Genomic DNA, 15,304 nt, shown 5'->3' with positions numbered 1-15,304 from the left:
CTACCACTTCCACATTACTGGATTCTCCGAATCAAGGGTGGCGATGACTGGCTGGCTAATTTCATCGAGCATGGCCAAAATCGACTCATCCAAGTGGAGGTCAGCCGCTTTGATATTTTCTAGCACCTGCTCTGGATGGCGGGCACCAACAATGGCACAGGTTTGCGGTTGATGGAGTAGCCACGCCAAGGCTAAATTCCCTATCGTTGTGCCCAAGCTGGTGGCAATGGGCTTCATCAGTTCAATGGCTTCAAGGGCACGGGCGTAAGTTTCCCCCTGAAAAAGTTGGTTTTTGGCGCGGTTATCTTCGGGATCGAACTGGTGGCCGGGGCCAAAGCGACCCGTGAGTAACCCTTGAGCCAGAGAGGAGTAGGCCAAAACCGTAATCTCATGCTCAATACAGAAGGGGATGAGTTCTGTTTCTGCCCAACGCCAAAAGAGGGAATAGGGGGGCTGGACACTCTCAATGCGTCCGTACTGCATCGCCTCCGCCAGTTGAGCACGGGAAAAGTTGGAGACCCCAATGGCACGGATTTTGCCCGCCACTTGCAACTCCACCATTGCCTGCATGGTTTCCTCGATGGGCACGATTTCCGAGCCAAAGGAACCGGCGGGCCAGTGAATTTGGTAGAGGTCAATGTAATCAGTGTTCAGGTTGCGCAGCGATCGCTCGCAGGCGGCAATCACCTCCTTGTAGCGCAAGTGATTGGCAAAGACCTTCGTCGCATAGACACAGCGATCGCGCAAGTCTCCCACGGCGGCGGCCATAATCCGCTCTGAATGACCATCCCCATAGACCTCAGCCGTATCAATGGTGGTCATCCCTGCTTCGACAGCGGTACGAATCGTGCGAATGGACTCCTCATCTTCAATACCGACCCACCAGCGTTTGCCTGCTTGCCAAGTGCCAAGAATCAGCGGTGTAATTTGAATCTCTGTGCGGCCGAGGGGGCGAGTTTGCATAAGAAATCCCCATAAAGGAACCACTAACGAGGCACTGTGGGCGACTTGACAATGGGGCGGACAACAATGCGGTTGCGTTCTTGGCGTTTAGCATCGTAAAGCGCCTGATCCGCTGCGTTAAAAAGCTCTAAGGGAGAATCACTGCCCCCCGGAATCAGGGCTGCCACCCCAAAGCTGAGACTCACACAATGACTCGCTGAAGAATATTCATGGACAATGTACCGTGCCTGCATAGCCTCCTGCAACTGCCGTGCTACCAATTCAGCACCACCAATGTCTGTAAATGTCAATTTTTGTAACAAACCAAGAAGAGTACTGTTGTGCTGCCATAGGTTTTAATGCGTTGCTGCTGCCAGCCGATCGCTAGGATCGCCTCTAAATCTGGTGGATTTTTGGTGCGACACTCAACAGCAATTTCCCCCTTAGGGCTGAGACGCTTCTCCTGCCAAAGCAACTGGAGAACGGGTAGATATAAATCACCATTGTAGGGGGGGTCAAAGTAAATAAAGTCAAACTGCGGAATAGGGACTTGCGGCAATTTCTGGCGTACATCTCCCCGCAAAACCAGCGTGTGCTGATGGGGTTGGGCAACGGCTGACCAGTTGTCACGAATGACTTGGCAGGCTTGGGGAGACTGCTCAATACCCACTACCCACTGGGCACCCCGCAGCAGGGCTTCCGCTCCCATGGCACCGGTACCAGCACACAAATCCAGCCAGCAACATCCTTGGAGGCGACCCTGCCAGATATTGAAAATGGCTTGGCGGACTTTGGCACTGGTGGGTCGCGTACTGTGACCCGGCAGCGTTTTGAGCGATCGCTGGCCAGAAATTCGCAAAGGCATATTCTTTAACGTAACAGTTTTCGCCCAAAATAAAAAGCCCCGGGAGTCTTGCCGTGTTTCGACCCCGAGACTTTTGTTTGCGAATCACTCCTCACTACCTAAAAGATACTCTGAGTCCTTGGGCACTCCTATAGCGGCACATGACACTTTCTCAAGCGGCACCCTTTTGGCTTTAGGCTGCGGGTGTTGACTGCATTGTCGTGGTTCCTTTGGTTTGGGCAAGCCTGCCAATTTCCTGATCAATAAAGAAGAGTCCTTGCCCCTCCGTGCCAATCAGTTCAATTTTGTCAAGGATACTCTTGAACAAAAACTCTTCTTGGTGCTGCTCGGCCACATACCACTGCAAAAATTGCAACGTCGCATAGTCAGGCTCCGTATCCGCTAACTGCACTAACTCATTAATTTTGTGAGTCACAAACTGTTCATGCTCATAAACTTTACTGAACATCTCCTTCAGGGACTGAAATGTGTGTGGGGGAGCTTCCATACCGCCTAGGATTGCCAAGGCGCCGGTTTCATGCATGTAGTTCAAAAGCCGCCGCATGTGTGCCATTTCTTCATCAGCATGTTGACTAAGGAAGGCCGCACAACCCTCAAGGGCTTTGTGGGCACACCAAGAACTCATCTGCAAGTAGAGATGTGCTGAATAAATCTCAAGGTTGATTTGCTCATTGAGCCGGTTGGTCATTGCTTGGGATAGCATTGTTGATTCTCCATTCGTAAAGTTCAAGAGGGTAAGAGCCACACTGATAACAGCCGCCACAGTGGCTAGGGATGATTTTTTTCACCCGTCCTTTGCGGATGAGTTGGCTAAGGATCAGTTCAATCATCGCTGGCGGTACCTGAAAATGGGCAACCAATTCTTCCAAGGAAACCACGTGGTGCTTCTGAATATAGTCCTGTAGTTGTAAGAGCATAATCATGTCCCCTGTGGCGAGGAAAACCGCTGGCGATCGCCCCAATATTTCAAGGCCATGATTACCATCCCCATCACTGCCCCTAGAGCCAGTAACCAAATCAACGAGAACATCGGATGCGCCGCAAAGGTCATGAGTTGGTAGTAAGCAGTGGCGACCCAGTAGGCCAATCCCGTTGTCCAAGCCGCTACAAAGATGGTCCAGCCCAAATTGGTTTCTCGATAGACGGCGGCAGTGGCCGATACACAGGGAAAGTAGAGCAAAACAAAGAGCAGGAAGGCGATCGCTGCCGTTGTCGTGCCAAACCGTTGTGCCATCTGGCCAAATGTTGTGTAGTGCACGCTCTGAAGTTCAGCCGCTGCTTCGGGGTTATCTGCCTCTTGCAACACATGGAACCCTAAAGGATCAAGCACCCGTTGTCCCAGCTCACTGAGATTTTTGGGAATGCTGAGCACTGCTTCCTGCAATCCCCCCCAAACTGAAAAGGGTTCTTCTGGTGTATCCCCGGCTTCAGTGCTTTGAGCTTCTTGGCGAGCTAACTCTGTATAGAGGGCATCCATCGTTCCCACCATCACTTCCTTGGCAAAGATCCCCGTAAAGAGTCCCACGGTTGCTGGCCAGTTGTCGGACTGAATCCCCATTGGCGAGAAAATCGGCGTAATTTGGCGACTAAAGGCGCTCAAAATCGATTGAGTACTATCCTTTTGGCCAAAGCGACCATCGGTGCCGACAGAGTTGAGCAGTCCGAGGATGACGACAAGGACAACAATCATCTTGCCTGCTCGACTAAGAAAGGTTTTTAGCCGCTCCCAAGCCCGCAGCAGTACCCCTCTGAAGGTGGGTAAACGGTAGGGGGGCAACTCCATTACAAACGGAGCAATCTCTCCTTGAAAGAGGGTGCGCTTCATCAAGAATCCTGTGAAGATGGCTGCGGCAATTCCCACCACATAAAGCAAAAACACGATATTTTGGCCGTTGCGGGGGAAGAAAGCAGCAACAAACAGGGCATAGACCGGTAGGCGGGCACCACAGGACATAAAGGGATTCATCAAAATCGTCATCAGGCGATCGCGCCGATTCTCGAGTGTGCGGGTGGCCATAATGCCGGGGATATTGCAGCCAAAGGAAACCATCATCGGTACAAAGGACTTACCGGGTAAGCCCAGCCAGCGCATCAACCGATCCATGACAAAGGCCGCCCGTGCTAAATAACCAGAATCTTCAAGAAGTGTGAGAAAAATAAAGAGCAAGCCAATTTGAGGAATAAATGTTGCCGTTGTTTGGATACCGCCCCCCACCCCCTCTGCCAGAAGACCAATGAGCCAACCGGGGGCATTGAATGTTTCCAGCACTTGGGTTGGCCAACCCACAACCAGCGTTCCGACACCAATATCAAAAAAGTCAATAAAGGCACCCCCCACATTAATTGAGATGAGAAACATCAAGTACATGACGGCCAAGAAAATGGGAATTCCCAACCAGCGGTTGAGTACAATGCGGTCAATGCGATCGGAGACTGTTGTTGTCAGGCGATCGCCCTGTTCCAGAACCTCAGCCATTAGGTGCTGAATCCAGCCATAGCGACTATCGGCAATCACAAGGTCTATGTCTTCTCCTAGGGTCTGGTGAATCCGCTCTCGCCATTGGCGTAGTGGTGCTACAACATCATTGGGAACTGATTCAATATATTGCAGCCAAGCCAAGGCCTGTGCCCGATTTTTGAGGCCTTGAGTCAGCAAATCAGCAATAGCCTCTTCAATCACAGGGGGTTGGGGCACACTAACGCTGGAAACAGGTGGTGCTGCCAAGGCGGTGCGAATAGTTTGCCGCAGTTGAGCAAAATGCTGTTGTTGTTTGGCACAAAAAGGCAGCACCGGCAGACCTAAGCGCTGGCTCAAGGCTGGGATATCCATCTTGATTTTGGCGGCACGAGCCACATCCATCATGTTGAGGACAAGGATGAAGGGGACTCCTAGATCAAGCAATTGCGATGTGAGGTAAAAATTGCGCTCTAAGTTAGCGGCATCCAGAATATTCACTACCAAGTCATATTCCCCCGCCAATAGAAACTTGCGGGCAATCTGCTCGTCTAAGCCAGTGCTATCCTCGGCATCGAGGGCATAGACCCCCGGTAGATCCACAACTTGGACAGTGATGTCGCGATCGCGATAGCGGCCTTCCTTGCGCTCAACAGTAACTCCTGGCCAGTTTCCCACCCGCTGATTTGCCCCCGTAAGACCATTGAAAATTGTTGTTTTGCCACAATTTGGGTTACCAATTAACGCAATTGTTGCTGCCATGTCACACTCCTTTGCTAGAGCAGATGGACTTTGAGAGCATCAGCTTCATCCTTACGCAAGCTCAAATGAAAGCCTCGCACCTTAATATCTGTGGGATCACCCAAGGGGGCATGGCGGACAACCTCAACTTCGGTGCCGGGGGTTAAACCCATGGCTAATAATTTGCGTTTGTAACTGGGGGTCGTAGGGGCATAGCCGATAATGCGCAGGCGAGCACCAATGGGGGCACTGCGTAGGTTTACAGCTGCCAATTCCAGCTCTTTGAGCAAGATGTTTTGGGCTAGCTCGTGGTTCACACAAAACCGCTTTGAGTCAAGAGCCACCATGACTGCCCCGCGATCGCCCCGATGGAGGATGCTAATTATTGCCCCCGGTGCCAAGCCCATCCCCAACAGTTGCTGGGTATTGCTGCACATTAATTTCATAATGCAGTAGCGATCGCCCACCTTAGCTTCAGCAAGGGAAATCAGATTAGACATGCCTCGTCTCCATCGCTGTCTTCGAGAATGGGGGTCGGCGATATAAGTAAAGGGTGGCCACAAAAGTGATGACATATTGCATTTAATGATTTTTTGAAAGCTAGTTATTGCATATGATTCTCAATTTATAGCACAGCTTTGCAGTGGCATCGTGACTTTAGCAAGTCTTAACCTATCTCCAATCATCCTAAGAGCTGGGTCTATTTGAAAGTTTTGGTGTGAATTTTGTCTTAAGTGAGATATTGAGACTTACAGCAATTCTTTTCATGAGATACTTAATCTCATAAGAGATATCATAAAAGACTAGCTTGAATGGACGGGCAAAACTGCTGCAATGTCACCTCAGCGTTATGGCACGGGGATGAAAAACAAATGAACATGAACAGGCAAGCGAGGTCAGAGCTTCTGATTTTCAAGTAGCGTTTGAACTCATTGGGTTTTTCAGGTCAGTGGGGTAAGGTGTCATCCCCCGTTCCCAGCGCTTTGGCAGCAACGATTAAATCGTAGTAATCGGTGTACCACACCTGCGGATCGTCCATGTCGGGAAAAAGCCGAGCGTTGCCAATCAGGTAAAGAAGAGCGACTAGGATAGTTTTTCTGGTGCGGTAGAGCTGTCTCGGCGGGCAATGTTCTGCTGTGAGCAGATGAACAAGACGAATCAGGGCAAACACGCGACTTAAGGTGATCTCGAAGTCTGACCGTACTTGAGAGGGGGATGTTCTTCTCCTTAAGGTTTACAGTTGCCATCCCCAGAGACAAGCGTTGGTATCGAACCCTTGGAAAACCGCTCTACTGGACGGGTTCGGTTTGACCGATTGTGGGTGCCGCAATAAAGCAGATTCCTAAAACTGTCTCTTAGTGGGAGTTTTCAGTGCCCTAGTTTGGATGTTGGACTAAAATTGGCCTAAATTTCCTTGCCCTGTAACCCCCACATTTCCATTGAGGAAAAAGCCAGCAGATGCTATCTTAGATAAGTTATCGGGATGTAGCGCAGCTTGGTAGCGCACTTCGTTCGGGACGAAGGGGTCGCAGGTTCAAATCCTGTCATCCCGATTGGTCAGCCTTCAACTGTTAAGATAGGTAATACATACCCTAGGATTGTGTTGTGCTATGACCTCGGCTGCATCCTCAGTTGCCCGTTCTGACTTAGCAGAATTGCGTCGTCTCAAGTCTCTCTTGCCACCAGAGCTGCAAAGCTGGGTGATGATTGAACCAGCTAGTGGGGTGAATCCTCCCCTCATTACCTGTGAAGAAATTGGCAAGGATGAGGTGGAGATTCAAATTGATTTAGCCCGTTGGGATCAATTGGCCAAGGATCAGCGCAATCTCCTCTTTTGGCATGAGGTCGCCCGCATTCAAAATGACACGATTCCCCGCGATGGCTGGGAGATGGCAGCACTGGCGATTGGTTTAGGGGGTGCTGTGGGAGAACTCTGGGTGCAGGATGGCCTGTTGCTGCTGCTTGCCCTTGGGCTGTGTGGCTTTTCGGGCTGGCGGCTCTACCAGCGCAATAATGGTGAAAAGGTTCTCAAGGAAGCCATTGCTGCTGATGAGCGGGCGATCGCCCTTGCGACTCGTTTTGGCTATGAACTCCCCAACGCCTACAAAAGCCTTGGCAGTGCCCTCAAGCTCTTGATTGAGCAAGCCCCCAATCGCCGTCAACGCAAACGCTATGAACTGCGTCTGCAAGCACTGAAAAAGAGCGCAGCTAAAGCAAAAGCGCGCATGCAGGCCATGCAAAACGACACCCCAGCAGAATCTTAATCATGGCTCGCCTAAAACGCCAACTGCTGCTACCAACCCTCATTCTCCTATGGACAGTGGCCAGTCTAGGGTTTATGGCGCAGTGGGATTTACATCCTGTCCTGCGGTATTATGGCTGGGTCTTCACGGCGCAAGTTGCCTTTTTGATTTTCTTTGCGCCAGCGATCGCGCGACAGCTTAGGGGTACCAAACGTTCCCCAAAAAATGAAAGCCTGCCTTAAATTCATAAAAAACCCTCGATCGCTCTGACCGAGGGCAGCACCTATGGCTCAAGAGGGGAACTATTGCAATTAATTTTCAAGAGCTGGGTTCAGAAAATTTTCTAATTGCCTGAAATTAAATCCCATGGCGCGCAGGGCATGCCAAAGGTGACCCTGTAGGAAGAAAAAGGCAAGGAAGAAGTGGGCATTGGCCAACCAAGCCCGCGGGGTATGCTGCCCAAGGGGCAAGTCAATCGTGTCGGCAAAATAGGGAGCAACTCCCAGTTTCACTTCTAGGGGTGGCCCATAAAACTCTACGGGATAGGCGAGGGTATTCACCGCACAAAAATAGGCCGCTACAAATCCGGCGAGGGCAATGCCGCCAAGGGAGTAGGAAAGGATAGCTTCAGCATTAAACATCAGCACTTTTCGCGCCCAAGTCAGCGGTGGTACCAAAATATGCCAAATGCCCCCTCCAATGAGCAAAAGGGCGACGTAGATATGCCCGCCCACAAGGTCTTCCAAATTGTTAATACTGGCGAAGTGGGTTTGATAGCCATAGATGACAAAGGGATCCAAGGTGGGCTGGGTGACAAGGCGTACCGTTTGCAAATTGGCATCGTACAACCCGCCCCAGATTGTTGCTTTGAGCACCAGTAGCAGGGCACCGAACCCCAAGAAGAGCAAATGGTGTCCCAAAATGATTCCCAGTTGCTTTGGATCATCCCAGCGGAAGTGGAAACGGCGCGCCCGGCCACTGGCAGTACTCAGATCCTGAGGGGCACGAAAGGTATGAAAGAGTGCACCGGCACCCAGCACGGCTGAGGAAATGAGATGCACTGTGCCAATGACAAAGTAGGGGTACAAATCCACAACTTTACCGCCCTCGCCAATGCCAAACCCTAAGGTCGCCAGATGGGGCAGCAAAATCAAGCCCTGTTCCCCCATGGGTAGATCGGGTTTGTATTGGGAAATTTCGTAGAGCGTAAAGGCACCCGCCCAAAATACAGTTAGCGCTGCTTGCGCCACATGGGCGGCAATGAATAGGCCTGAGAGGTTCACAAATCGGGCATTGCCTGCCCACCAGTCGTACTTGACATTGGCTTGGCCATAGGTTTGTAAACCTGCACCTGTTGGTGGTGGTGTAGTCACAGAGGTTGGGGATTCACTGGCGATCGCCATACATTCCTCCTTCGATAAACGCATAATATCGACGCTGAACTTATTGAGGATAAATCTCAATAAAGCCTAGGCCTACTATAGCATCACTGTTGAGAATTATTAGCATCTGACAAGGATAAAATGTAAAGATATGTAACTACCCTCCAGCGGCAATCTGTATCTCCGAGAACTTGAGCAAGATCAAGCCAAGGCAGTAGGGTAATAGCAATAGGCTGTTGGCGGGCAATTATGGCCATTTTGCTTTATCACGACGACGTGGCAACGGCAGCAACGTTGGTCTCCATTTTGACCACTGCGGATCATCGGGTGGATGTCGTTGCTCGCTCTGAAGACCTCTGGGGACTATTGGCCAGTAGTCGCTATCACCTATTGATTGTGGATGAGTCCCATTTAGGCACGGCAGTTGAGGCCTTTTGCCAGCAGGTGCGCGATCGCGGGTTTCAGGAACCCATTTTGATCCTGACGCGCAAGGATTGGCCAACCCAGCCAGAAACCCAAGTGATTTATTACCACTACCCCTGCTCGCCCGCTGCCCTTCTTGAAATTGTCCAGCAACTCCTCAGCGCGATCGCCACCTCCAAACCTGACAATCATAACGACTCAGGCCTGCCCCTTGTCCTGCACATTGACAACGACGCCGAGTTAATTCGCTCCCTTGAGGAGCACTCCGTTGATGGTGGGTTCCGCTACGTCGCTATGGATAGCTGGCCGCTGGTCAACACCTTACTTGAGGAATGCTGGCCCAATGCTGTCATTCTCAATCCTGAAGTGATGCCTGATGAGGTAACCACCCGCGAGTTCTTGCAGCAGTTGCGGCAACATCGTCCCTCCATCCCCGCCCTAGTATTTACTGCCCGTGACACCTGGCGCGATCGCCTCGCCGCCATTCGCCTTGGCTCACGGATCACCTTGAGTAAGCCTGTTGATCTTGAGCGACTCTTGCAGACTCTCGAACAGTTACTGCAACCTCAAGAAATGACCTCCGCTAGTATCCTGACCGTGGATGATGACGCCGTCACCCTAGCCATCTTGAAACGGCTCTTGGAACCCTGGGGAATGAGTGTCACCTCCCTTCAGGATCCCGATCAATTTTGGGATGTCCTAGAGGCCACCAACCCCGAATTGGTCATTCTCGATGTCCAGATGCCCGGTATTAACGGCCTAGAACTCTGCCAAGTGGTGCGCAATGATCCCCACTGGAACCAGCTGCCAATTCTCTTTCTCACCGCAACCACCGATCCAGCCCTCGTCACCCAACTCTTTGCCGCTGGCGCCGATGATTTTGTTAGCAAGCCAATTGTCGGCCCTGAGCTAATGACGCGGATCATCAATCGCCTAGAGCGTACTCGCCTCCTGAAACGCTTGGCAGAGGTAGATCCCCTCACGGGATTGAGCAATCGTCGTAAAGCCACAGAAGAGATTGAACGCTTTTTGACCCTTGCCAACCGCCAACAACAAACCCTTTGCATTGCTGTTTTAGATTTAGACCATTTCAAACGTATTAATGACACCTATGGCCATGACGTTGGGGATCAGGTATTGGTAACCACTGCCCGCATGCTGCGACAGTCCCTACGGATGGAAGATGTGGTTGCTCGCTGGGGTGGCGAAGAATTTTTAATTGCCCTCTATGATATTTCCCTTGATGTGGCCAAACACCGCCTTGCCATCTGTTTACAGCGATTGCGGAATCACGCCTTCCACGCCCCCAACCATGACAGCTTCAAGGTGAGTTTTAGTGCCGGCATCAGTCAGTTTCCCACCCATGGACAGAGTTTACTGCAACTAGTGAAGATAGCGGATGACGCCCTCTATGCCGCTAAGGCAGCAGGACGTTCTCAGATTGTCATCGCACCAAAAGAGGCTGCCCCAGAATTTGCCAACGCTTCCTCCCCAGAGGAATAAGCTATCCTAAAGGAGCACACTCATTCTTAGTAAGACTTGGCGTCAGCACCGTTAACTGCTCTGAATGTATGAACCTTGAGGCGTCCCCTGCGCAAAATGCCACGATTTTACTGGTGGATGACGACCCTAATCTTGTCCTCTTGGTCAAGGATTACCTTGAGATGCAGGGGTATCGTGTACTGACGGCAGCCCATGGCAACGAAGGTCTGGCAATTCTGCAGCAGCAGACGCCCGACTTAATTATTTGTGATGTGATGATGCCCCAGATGGATGGCTATAGCTTTGTCAGTGCAGTGCGACAACAAACACACCTCAGTTGGTTACCGGTGCTCTTTCTCTCGGCCAAGGGGCAAACCCACGATCGCATTAAGGGGCTGCAAACGGGGGGGGATGTTTACTTGGTCAAGCCCTTTGAACCGGATGAACTCTTAGCCCAAATCCAAGCCCTCCTCAAACAAACCGCTCGCCTACGGGAAGCCCAAGGACTGCAATCGCCGCCTGTGCCCACCCCACCCCCCGGTGTCGAACTCACCCCCACAGAAACGCGAATTCTCCAATACGTCGCTCGGGGCATGTCGAATCGTGAAATTGCTGCTGAGCTACACGTGAGTCAGCGCACGGTGGAAAGCCACGTCAGCAATATGCTGGGGAAAACAGGCTGCCACAATCGTACTGAATTGGCTCGCTGGGCGATCGATTACCATTACGTGTAACATACTCTCGACGATCGCGGGGCTTCCCGCCTAGTCGCTAAACCCATATCACCGCTGCATGTGTTCTGCCAATAGGGCTTGGGCGCGGGGTTTATAGAGCAGATAGAAGAGTGCCTCCATATAGCGCATCATGTCTTCGCGGTTTTCTTGGGAAGAGAAGTTCCAGAAGCCGTAAATCTTGGCGAGGGAGAGCAGGCGTGTGCAGTGAATTTTCCAAGTGTAGGTGCTGTAGACCCGCTGGATACCCGCTTTGGAAATTCGTTGCCACTGCTGCGGATCGCGATCGCAAGCCTCTATAAAGCGGAGGATAGTCTCCGCCATTTCTTCTAGGTGGGTTGGGTTGATATAAAAACCATTCACCCCATCTTGGATAATTTCCAGAGGGCCACCAAAGCGGGTACCAAAGGTGGGCAGACCACTGATCATGGCTTCCAAAATCGTCAGGCCAAAAGCTTCAAACAACGCCGGCTGGACAAAAATCCCTTGGCGATCGGCAATGATGCGGTAAATTTCCCCCGAATCTGCTTTCGGTAAACGAATCCCCAGCCAGCGAATTTTGCCATGGAGATTGTACTCGTGGATGATTTGATAGAGCTTCTCAATTTCGGCGATTTCCTCGCGATCGCTGGAGTCTTCGGTACGCAATTTCCCTGCCACCAAAATTAAATTACACCGCTCTTGCAGTGCTTTGCTGCGGCCAAAGGCCTCTGCCAATCCTGTGAGGTTTTTAATCCGATCCAACCGTGCCATCGAAAAGAGAGGGCGTTTTTCGGGATACTCTAAGTAACCATAGATCTGCTGCGGATCCTCAAGGGTAAAGAGCAGTTCCTCCAACCGCTGGCGATCGCCCTCTAGCCGCTCCGTGTAGTGGTAGTAGGGAAAGTAAACCTGTTCATTCACCCCCGGTGGCACCACATTAAATTTCGGGCTAAAGAGTTCAATGCCATTCACCACATGGTACAGGTCAGGCATCGTAAAGGATTGATAGGACTCGTACTGGCCAATACTGTCGGGTGTGCCCACAATCTCTTGGTAGGTGCTGCTGATGATAAAGTTGGCAGCATTCATGGCAATCAGATCCGCCGTAAATTGCATCGAGAAGTGATATTTATCCTCTAAGTCCTGCCAGTAGAGGTTACTAAAGAGGTATTTAGATTTCTCGAGGGCATGGGCAATGTTGCATTGGGTCACCTTCATTCGCCGCGCCAGCAAAAAAGCCACCAAGTTGCCATCGGAATAGTTACCAATAATTAAATCGGGCACATGGCCAAATTCCGCCCGCAACTCCCGCTCCGCGTCAATGGCAAAGGTTTCCAAATAGGGCCAGATTTCAAAGCGAGAAATCCAGTTTTGGGTCACCTTGGGATTAAATTCCCGAAACGGCACCCGCAGGATCCAAGCGTTGTTGGTGCCGTAGATTTTCTCTAGGCGTTGGTTGCACAGCGTTCCTTCGGCATTGGGAATCAGGCGAGTCAGGACAATAATTTTAGGCCGTGCCTCCAGTACCCCCAGCCCTGCCAGTTCTAAATCCTCCCGCATTTGTTTTTCAAGGCTTTTCACTTGATCGAGGATATAGACCACCTGCCCGCCGGTGTCGGGTCGCCCCAGCACCCCCTCCTGGCCAAACCAGCCGTGGGGAGAAATGAGGGCAATGCGAAAGAGCATCGGAATCCGCGAGACAAAGGCCTCTAGCACTTGGTGATCGGGCGAATCCAAGAGTTGATCTAAAATTTCTAGGGTGTCGCGTACCCGTGCCGCCGTATTGCCCCAACCCGGTTCAAAGCCCAGATTTTGGAGTTCAAAGCGAAACTCACTGTAGGCCTCGTCGGAGGCGCGATCGCTCAAGGCCACAAGAGCTTGCTTCACCTGTTCTGAGAGGTGCTGAGGAGAGCGAATCCGCTCATTAATCAGGAGTTGATAGCCGTTGTAGCGGTGAATTTGCAAAAAGTTAAAGAGGTTCTGCTGCCACTGGCGCGGATCTTGGAAAAGTTTACTAGATAAGTAACGGTTGAGAAATTCCACCCCCTTACCGATATTCTTGGCATCACGGATGATCGGCGAGTAGTCATAGAAGGGCTGGACATCAATTTCAAAAACATCCCCCTCGTTGGGATGGTACCGATTCACTAGGCGATCGCGCAGATCCAGTAGCTCTGGAATCGTCATCGGCACGATCGTCAAATCCTCCACCAGCAGCCGACATACCTCCTGCTGGGCAATCCGTGGCCGAATAATCCAACACAGACTTTCGTTGTCAACAATGATCTCTTGGGTATAGAACACCAGCTTGCTGAGGCGGGATTCGAAGGGTGTGGGGACAGGGCGATCGAGGTCGCGACAGTAATCTGCAAAGGCGCCCAAAATATCATTGCGCAGGAGATAGCGTTTTTCCCCTAGTTGCAGGATGCGTGAAAATTGGCGCAGATCGGCACGTTCATCACTTTCAACAACGGATTCGAGGAGGACAGAGGTCATCGGCAAACTCACAACACGGCTTTTACCTGAGACGGCACAGCGGCTCAAGTCGTTTCTATTCTAGGTTTCTCCCTGAATGGGGTCAATTTTGCGCTAGCGATCGCCGGATTTGGCCATAGTTCCAAAAACCAAACCACAACGACAGCAACAATAGCGCACCTGTCAATCCCAGCAGTGGCACAAGGCCAAAATTACGGATCAAAATCGGTGCTGCCGCCGTAAATAAGCCACCGCCGACAATTGGCTCAAAGAGAATTTGCTTGTAGGCAAAACTTTCCAAGGCGCCCGATTGGTTGTGGGGATCCACCATACGAATCAGCAATAGCCCAGTAGATGTCACCCCCATCGATTGCCCCATGTCGCCAATTCCCCGCTCAAACCAGAACATGGGCAAAATTCGCGGCGCTAAATAGAGCATGACAAAGAGATTCCAAGCAATTCCCCCCACACTCAAGAGGAGAAAGGGAATGAGATTTTCACCAATGGCGGCTAAAGAGAGGGTGGCCAAGGCGGTAATAATCGTCACATCCAAGGCGACACCGCCAATACGGTTAATCAGTGGCCGGCTAATCAGGTACTGTTTGCGCCAACGGGTCAGGATGAGCTGCACAATAATGCCACCGATCAGCGCCAAGGGAAATAGGGGCACATAGGCCATGAGCTTCAAACCCGTTTGTCCCCAAGTGAGACGCTCTAGGAGTCGCAGCGCTTCAAGAATCACCCAGCCCACAATAATCGCCAAACCCACAAAACAGAAATTTAATGACAAAGGATCAATGAGTAACTCCCGCAGCAGTTGTCGCCGCCGTTGCCGTGTTTCTAGGTCATCGTGGGGATGAGGGTCGAGATTCTCCTCGGTTTCAGAGTCCACCAAGGGTTTGATCTGCAAGCGCCCTGTGCGCCGTGCCCAGTTGATCAGTGCTACTCCAAAAACCACCCCAGAGACTAAGCCCACAGTGGCCAAGCCCAAGGCCATATCAGCCCCAGCGGTAAAGTTTAACTCCCTAAAGGTATCGGCCATGCCGGCGGCAGTGCCATGCCCCCCCTCAAAGCTGATCTCAATCAGGGCACCAGCAATTGGATCCATGCCAAAGACAGGAGTGAGAACGAGCAACGTCAGCAGCAGCCCCACCACGTATTGCCCCCAAGCCAAAATCTGACCAAAGGCGACCTGCGGCGAAGCTTTCTGCCAAATTTCCCGAGGGCTAGGGATGATCTCCCCTAGAAATAGACAGGCAAAAACTATGTTGATGAAAATGCTGGGGGACTGCTGCCAAACTTCGAGGATGTCTTCGGCAAAAAGGCCGTTCCCTAAACCGGAGTTGGCAGCAATTTGACTGGCGATCGCCCCCAGCACACTAGGGCCAAGAATGAGTCCCAAAACGCCCGCAATCACTGAACTGGGCATATAGAGCGATCGCATCAGTACCCAACGCTGCCGCACGATTCGCCCCAAGAGTAGCAAAACACCAATAAAAATAAACGCCCAGAAAACCGTAATCAGCCTAAACATCCGCCATGCCAACTCTGAAGATTGTCGTGATCATAGAGCCTGCAACCGT

Annotated in this window: 15 protein-coding genes and 1 tRNA gene; 5 read left to right on the top strand and 11 right to left on the bottom strand. The window is 51.5% G+C overall.

Annotation, left to right across the window (positions count from 1 at the left end; all coding sequences use genetic code 11):
• The 8 genes from M0646_RS11630 to M0646_RS11595 all read right to left on the bottom strand — a co-directional run bounded on the left by M0646_RS11630 (window position 1) and on the right by M0646_RS11595 (window position 6,174).
• On the bottom strand, window positions 1-963 hold the full coding sequence (locus M0646_RS11630; RefSeq protein WP_286649668.1) for an aldo/keto reductase: 963 nt from the start codon (window positions 961-963) through the stop codon (window positions 1-3).
• Window positions 964-986: 23 nt separating this feature from the next.
• On the bottom strand, window positions 987-1,253 hold the full coding sequence (locus M0646_RS11625) for a diguanylate cyclase (protein ID WP_149821028.1): 267 nt from the start codon (window positions 1,251-1,253) through the stop codon (window positions 987-989).
• The gene (gene rsmD / locus M0646_RS11620) at window positions 1,250-1,807 is read right to left on the bottom strand and encodes a 16S rRNA (guanine(966)-N(2))-methyltransferase RsmD (RefSeq protein ID WP_286649667.1); all 558 of its coding nucleotides are present in this window, start codon (window positions 1,805-1,807) and stop codon (window positions 1,250-1,252) included. The genes M0646_RS11625 and rsmD overlap by 4 nt, the downstream gene beginning before the upstream one ends.
• A 172-nt stretch (window positions 1,808-1,979) precedes the next feature.
• On the bottom strand, window positions 1,980-2,510 hold the full coding sequence (gene ftnA, locus M0646_RS11615; protein WP_149821024.1) for a non-heme ferritin: 531 nt from the start codon (window positions 2,508-2,510) through the stop codon (window positions 1,980-1,982).
• Window positions 2,476-2,724 carry a FeoC-like transcriptional regulator gene (locus tag M0646_RS11610; protein ID WP_190278088.1) on the bottom strand — a complete coding sequence of 83 codons (249 nt, stop codon included), beginning with the start codon at window positions 2,722-2,724 and terminating at the stop codon, window positions 2,476-2,478. The genes ftnA and M0646_RS11610 overlap by 35 nt, the downstream gene beginning before the upstream one ends.
• Before the next feature lie 2 nt (window positions 2,725-2,726).
• Window positions 2,727-5,024 (bottom strand): Fe(2+) transporter permease subunit FeoB, encoded by a 2,298-nt coding sequence (feoB, locus tag M0646_RS11605; RefSeq protein ID WP_286625807.1) that lies wholly within the window; start codon window positions 5,022-5,024, stop codon window positions 2,727-2,729.
• Window positions 5,025-5,038: 14 nt separating this feature from the next.
• Complete coding sequence (locus tag M0646_RS11600; RefSeq protein ID WP_286625804.1) at window positions 5,039-5,503, bottom strand: ferrous iron transport protein A; 465 nt, start codon at window positions 5,501-5,503, stop codon at window positions 5,039-5,041.
• Window positions 5,504-5,949: 446 nt separating this feature from the next.
• Complete coding sequence (locus M0646_RS11595) at window positions 5,950-6,174, bottom strand: hypothetical protein (protein ID WP_286649666.1); 225 nt, start codon at window positions 6,172-6,174, stop codon at window positions 5,950-5,952.
• Window positions 6,175-6,482: 308 nt separating this feature from the next.
• Here M0646_RS11595 and M0646_RS11590 point away from each other — a divergent pair.
• The 3 genes from M0646_RS11590 (at window position 6,483) to M0646_RS11580 (ending at window position 7,488) form a co-directional block, all read left to right on the top strand.
• A tRNA-Pro gene (locus M0646_RS11590) sits at window positions 6,483-6,556 on the top strand.
• Window positions 6,557-6,613: 57 nt separating this feature from the next.
• Entirely contained in the window at window positions 6,614-7,267 is a 654-nt protein-coding gene (locus M0646_RS11585) for a DUF3318 domain-containing protein (protein ID WP_286625803.1), read from the top strand.
• Window positions 7,268-7,269: 2 nt separating this feature from the next.
• Window positions 7,270-7,488 (top strand): hypothetical protein, encoded by a 219-nt coding sequence (locus M0646_RS11580; RefSeq protein ID WP_149821014.1) that lies wholly within the window; start codon window positions 7,270-7,272, stop codon window positions 7,486-7,488.
• A 69-nt stretch (window positions 7,489-7,557) separates the two neighbouring features.
• On the opposite strand, the gene M0646_RS11575 is transcribed toward M0646_RS11580, so the two are convergent.
• Entirely contained in the window at window positions 7,558-8,649 is a 1,092-nt protein-coding gene (locus M0646_RS11575; protein WP_286627193.1) for a chlorophyll a/b binding light-harvesting protein, read from the bottom strand.
• A 228-nt stretch (window positions 8,650-8,877) separates the two neighbouring features.
• Between M0646_RS11575 and M0646_RS11570 the strand changes: the two genes are divergently transcribed.
• Both M0646_RS11570 and M0646_RS11565 read left to right on the top strand, forming a co-directional pair.
• Window positions 8,878-10,554, top strand: coding sequence for a diguanylate cyclase (locus tag M0646_RS11570; RefSeq protein WP_286649665.1), 1,677 nt, complete (start codon window positions 8,878-8,880; stop codon window positions 10,552-10,554).
• Between the two features lie 68 nt (window positions 10,555-10,622).
• Window positions 10,623-11,267 carry a response regulator transcription factor gene (locus M0646_RS11565; RefSeq protein WP_149821010.1) on the top strand — a complete coding sequence of 215 codons (645 nt, stop codon included), beginning with the start codon at window positions 10,623-10,625 and terminating at the stop codon, window positions 11,265-11,267.
• A gap of 48 nt (window positions 11,268-11,315) precedes the next feature.
• Here the strand turns inward: M0646_RS11565 and M0646_RS11560 are convergent, their stop codons facing one another.
• Window positions 11,316-13,742 (bottom strand): sucrose synthase, encoded by a 2,427-nt coding sequence (locus M0646_RS11560; protein ID WP_286649664.1) that lies wholly within the window; start codon window positions 13,740-13,742, stop codon window positions 11,316-11,318.
• An 82-nt stretch (window positions 13,743-13,824) separates the two neighbouring features.
• Window positions 13,825-15,255, bottom strand: a complete 1,431-nt coding sequence (locus M0646_RS11555; protein WP_286625799.1) for a sodium/glutamate symporter — start codon at window positions 15,253-15,255, stop codon at window positions 13,825-13,827.
• Window positions 15,256-15,304: the final 49 nt, after the last annotated feature.

The sequence above is a fragment of the Thermosynechococcus sp. B3 genome, assembly GCF_030323045.1.
Taxonomy (GTDB): Bacteria; Cyanobacteriota; Cyanobacteriia; order Thermosynechococcales; family Thermosynechococcaceae; genus Thermosynechococcus.
This window is presented reverse-complemented; position numbering and strand designations above follow the sequence as displayed.

Excerpts from the sequence above, each read along its gene's own strand:
- M0646_RS11630 (WP_286649668.1), bottom strand. The coding sequence starts at position 963 with ATGCAAACTCGCCCCCTCGGCCGCACAGAGATTCAAATTACACCGCTG.
- rsmD (WP_286649667.1), bottom strand. The coding sequence starts at position 1,807 with ATGCCTTTGCGAATTTCTGGCCAGCGATCGCTCAAAACGCTGCCGGGT.
- ftnA (WP_149821024.1), bottom strand. The coding sequence starts at position 2,510 with ATGCTATCCCAAGCAATGACCAACCGGCTCAATGAGCAAATCAACCTT.
- M0646_RS11610 (WP_190278088.1), bottom strand. The coding sequence starts at position 2,724 with ATGCTCTTACAACTACAGGACTATATTCAGAAGCACCACGTGGTTTCC.
- feoB (WP_286625807.1), bottom strand. The coding sequence starts at position 5,024 with ATGGCAGCAACAATTGCGTTAATTGGTAACCCAAATTGTGGCAAAACA.
- M0646_RS11600 (WP_286625804.1), bottom strand. The coding sequence starts at position 5,503 with ATGTCTAATCTGATTTCCCTTGCTGAAGCTAAGGTGGGCGATCGCTAC.
- M0646_RS11585 (WP_286625803.1), top strand. The coding sequence starts at position 6,614 with ATGACCTCGGCTGCATCCTCAGTTGCCCGTTCTGACTTAGCAGAATTG.
- M0646_RS11580 (WP_149821014.1), top strand. The coding sequence starts at position 7,270 with ATGGCTCGCCTAAAACGCCAACTGCTGCTACCAACCCTCATTCTCCTA.
- M0646_RS11575 (WP_286627193.1), bottom strand. The coding sequence starts at position 8,649 with ATGGCGATCGCCAGTGAATCCCCAACCTCTGTGACTACACCACCACCA.
- M0646_RS11570 (WP_286649665.1), top strand. The coding sequence starts at position 8,878 with ATGGCCATTTTGCTTTATCACGACGACGTGGCAACGGCAGCAACGTTG.
- M0646_RS11565 (WP_149821010.1), top strand. The coding sequence starts at position 10,623 with ATGAACCTTGAGGCGTCCCCTGCGCAAAATGCCACGATTTTACTGGTG.
- M0646_RS11560 (WP_286649664.1), bottom strand. The coding sequence starts at position 13,742 with ATGACCTCTGTCCTCCTCGAATCCGTTGTTGAAAGTGATGAACGTGCC.
- M0646_RS11555 (WP_286625799.1), bottom strand. The coding sequence starts at position 15,255 with ATGTTTAGGCTGATTACGGTTTTCTGGGCGTTTATTTTTATTGGTGTT.